Below are 2936 nucleotides of genomic sequence, written 5' to 3'. Positions count from 1 at the left end.
TCTTGCACTAAACTCTCGATCGCGCGATCGTATAACCGCGCCGTGTAACCTTTCTGCACTTATCCAGCAAGCCCTATGTATGCGACATGAACTACAGGTTGCAATCAAAATAAAAGCCGATCGTTGGAGGTTCTAATTGGAACTTCTGGAAATTGCAGGTACGACCAATGCTGGGAGAGTAAAGTGTACCGCTAGATTTATAGTTTGAAATCTGATGATCGCGATCGCATTCTATCCTTCAACTTAGTCCTGTAGAAAGAGGAAAGTTTTAGAACTGCCTACTAAAACACAATCGAATCGTCTGCCAATTTGAAGCATTTGAATTTTTTTCACGAAAGCAAAGGCGGAATGCTAGGGAATTTAAGCTGCAAACAATCTGAGGAGAGGTGCTGTGAGATTTCGACGGCTGCAATCACGGTTCCGCGATCGCGCTCCCAACACCCCAATTTTTGGGAAACTAAAACCAACATCAAAACCCAACCCGCCATGCCCAAACTCCCTGAGTGCGATCGCTGTCTCCTCTTTGCCCACAACCCACACCTCGTCTGTGCCGTCCATCCCGCAGGCCCCAACACCAATACTTGCATTGACTTCCGAGAAAACCCCGATGCTGAACCCGATGAACTGTGGGAACCCGAAGGGGCGAGCTACTACAGCGGCGAACTCATTCTGCAACCTCCGCAGCGGTGGACTTTGGAACAACAGCTAGAACTTTTGGATACGCATCCCTTGTTTACAGGCCGGTGTCCCCAGTGCGAAATGACTTAGGAATGAAAATTTAATAACATCAGCGATGTATAATAAATAAATGAGTGAATATAAATAGGTTCATGTTTCGGTATAGATGTCAAATATTATACCTACTTGTTTCTTCTTATGTCGCTGATTATTTGTTGATTTGAATCATTTCTTACTAACTTAATTTATGTATTACTCAGACGAAATTACTGCTTTAATGCTCAAACATCATCAGTCTTTATCTGAAAAAGACCAAAGAAAATATGCAGCGATAGAAGCCGTAAAACTTGGTCGTGGTGGAATTATTTACATAGCCCGAGTTTTGGGAGTAGACAGAAATACAATAGCCAAGGGCATTAAGGAGTAAAAAAGTGAATCAGAACCCACCTTGAATCAAAAGAGAATTCGCCGAAGAGGGGGAGGAAGAAAAACTAGGGATTCTCAGATACCTGATTTTTATGAGCGTTTTTTAGAAGTCTTAAAAAACCACACAACCGGAAATCCAATGTCCGCTCAAATTAAATAGACAAATCTTACCCATCAACAAATCGTTGAAGGTCTAAAGGCTCAGGAAACAATAGTCAGTACAACAGTCGTTCAAAAACTGTTTAAAAAACATGGATATGTGAAACGCAAAGCTCAAAAACAACAAACGACCGGAGTCACAAAAAATCGTAATGAACAATTTGATAATCTTGCCAGAATAACGGCTCAGTATGAGTTGCGGGGTAATCCACTTGTTAGTATGGACACAAAAAAGAAGGAATTTATTGGAAATTTATATCGAGCAGGCAGTCTATATACTACCGAAGTTGTTACGACATTTGATCGTGATTTTTGGAGTCTAGCTGACGGGAAAGTAGTGCCTCATGGAATTTACGATCTGCAACATAACCGAGGATATTTAAACCTGGGAATCAGTAAAGATACGAGTGAATTTGCTTGTGAATCGATCAAATTATGGTGGCTCAATTACGGAAAATTTATCTATCCTCAAGCCGATTCAATTTTAATAAAATGCGATGGAGGTGGCAGTAATAATTCTAATCATCATATCTTTAAATCAGATTTACAAAAGTTAGTTGACGAACTAGGAATAGAAATTAGGATCGCACACTATCCTCCCTATACATCGAAGTATAATCCGATCGAACATCGTTTGTTTCCTCACGTAACTAGAGCCTGTCAAGGAGTGATTTTTACTTCTCTTGAGTTAGTGAAAAAACTCAGGGCAAAAACGCATACTAAAACCGGGCTTTCTGTCGTAGTAAATGTGATTGAGAAAATTTATGAAACTGGTCGAAAAGTACCTAATGGATTTAAAGAAACAATGAAAATTATTTTTGATGAATATCTACCAAAATGGAATTATCGTGCAGTGCCGACTATTTAACAAACGCTAAAGTTATTAAATTTTCATTCCTTATCCGAAGTACGAAACGCCCCCGGTGCATGGGGATTGTGCGGAGTGCGGGTGGATGGATGATTCGGTGTGAGGCGATGGTCGCGACGGTTCTGTTTTGATAATGGCGATCGTTACTTGCTATAGAGCATTTATGGACTTAACTTTCTAGTTAAGATTGAATAAGTTGAATAAAGAATTATGGTTTTTTAAGTAAGCTAGCTAGTATTTAGGTAGTTTGATTGGCTCTCCTGGGGTAATTGCTCAACCCCCTTGACAAGAAGACGAGATAGACATTAGATAGAGAAATGGAAAAACTCCCCGACTTAAAGCAACTATCGAACGAGGCAAAAGAAGCGTTGATAGTAGAGCTATGGGAGAAAATCCAAAAACTCACCGCAGCGTTAGCAGCCACAGACCAAGCAAAACTAAGTCCGTCTCCCAAAAAAACTCTTCAAAATTCCAGCACTCCACCCTCCAAAGGATTCAAGCCCAACATTGGGCCATCGAAAATTGAGGGGATAAAAAGACAAAGAAGCCTAGGAAGAGTAGGAGGGAGAAGAGAACTACATCCTCATCCCGACCAAACAATCATCGCCCAACTCAAAAATTGTCCCCAGTGTGGAGAGAAAGTGACCGCTACTGCACTACCAAATTACAATCCATCTACGAAAAAATCGAACTACCACCAATTCGTCCCATCATCACCCGCATCGAACGTTATGGCGGTCAGTGTGCCTGCTGTCAAACGAAGTATGTTGCCCCTGTACCATTGGGAATGGAACAAGGTTCACCG

At 41.2% G+C, this 2936-nt stretch carries 4 protein-coding genes; all 4 read left to right on the top strand.

Going from position 1 to position 2936, the window contains the following annotated elements; all coding sequences use genetic code 11:
* Nucleotides 1–318 precede the first annotated feature (318 nt).
* Nucleotides 319–768 (top strand): hypothetical protein, encoded by a 450-nt coding sequence (locus tag QUA01_RS27235; RefSeq protein WP_333093628.1) that lies wholly within the window; start codon nucleotides 319–321, stop codon nucleotides 766–768.
* Nucleotides 769–925: 157 nt separating this feature from the next.
* A complete protein-coding gene (locus QUA01_RS27230; RefSeq protein ID WP_333093627.1) occupies nucleotides 926–1105 on the top strand; it encodes a hypothetical protein in 180 nt (59 codons plus the stop codon).
* A 180-nt stretch (nucleotides 1106–1285) separates the two neighbouring features.
* Complete coding sequence (locus QUA01_RS27225; protein WP_333093629.1) at nucleotides 1286–2131, top strand: ISAzo13 family transposase; 846 nt, start codon at nucleotides 1286–1288, stop codon at nucleotides 2129–2131.
* Between the two features lie 317 nt (nucleotides 2132–2448).
* Nucleotides 2449–2936: hypothetical protein (locus QUA01_RS27220; protein ID WP_333265950.1), on the top strand; the 488-nt coding region annotated here is incomplete at its 3' end.

It is taken from the genome of Microcoleus sp. S36a_B3, assembly GCF_036700745.1.
In the GTDB taxonomy this organism is placed as follows: domain Bacteria; phylum Cyanobacteriota; class Cyanobacteriia; order Cyanobacteriales; family Microcoleaceae; genus Microcoleus.
The sequence above is the reverse complement of the archived record's forward strand: the minus strand, read 5'-3'. Positions and strand labels throughout refer to the sequence as shown.

Bases quoted from the DNA above. Each gene is read 5' to 3' on its own strand.
- QUA01_RS27230 (WP_333093627.1), top strand. From the start codon at position 926: ATGTATTACTCAGACGAAATTACTGCTTTAATGCTCAAACATCATCAG.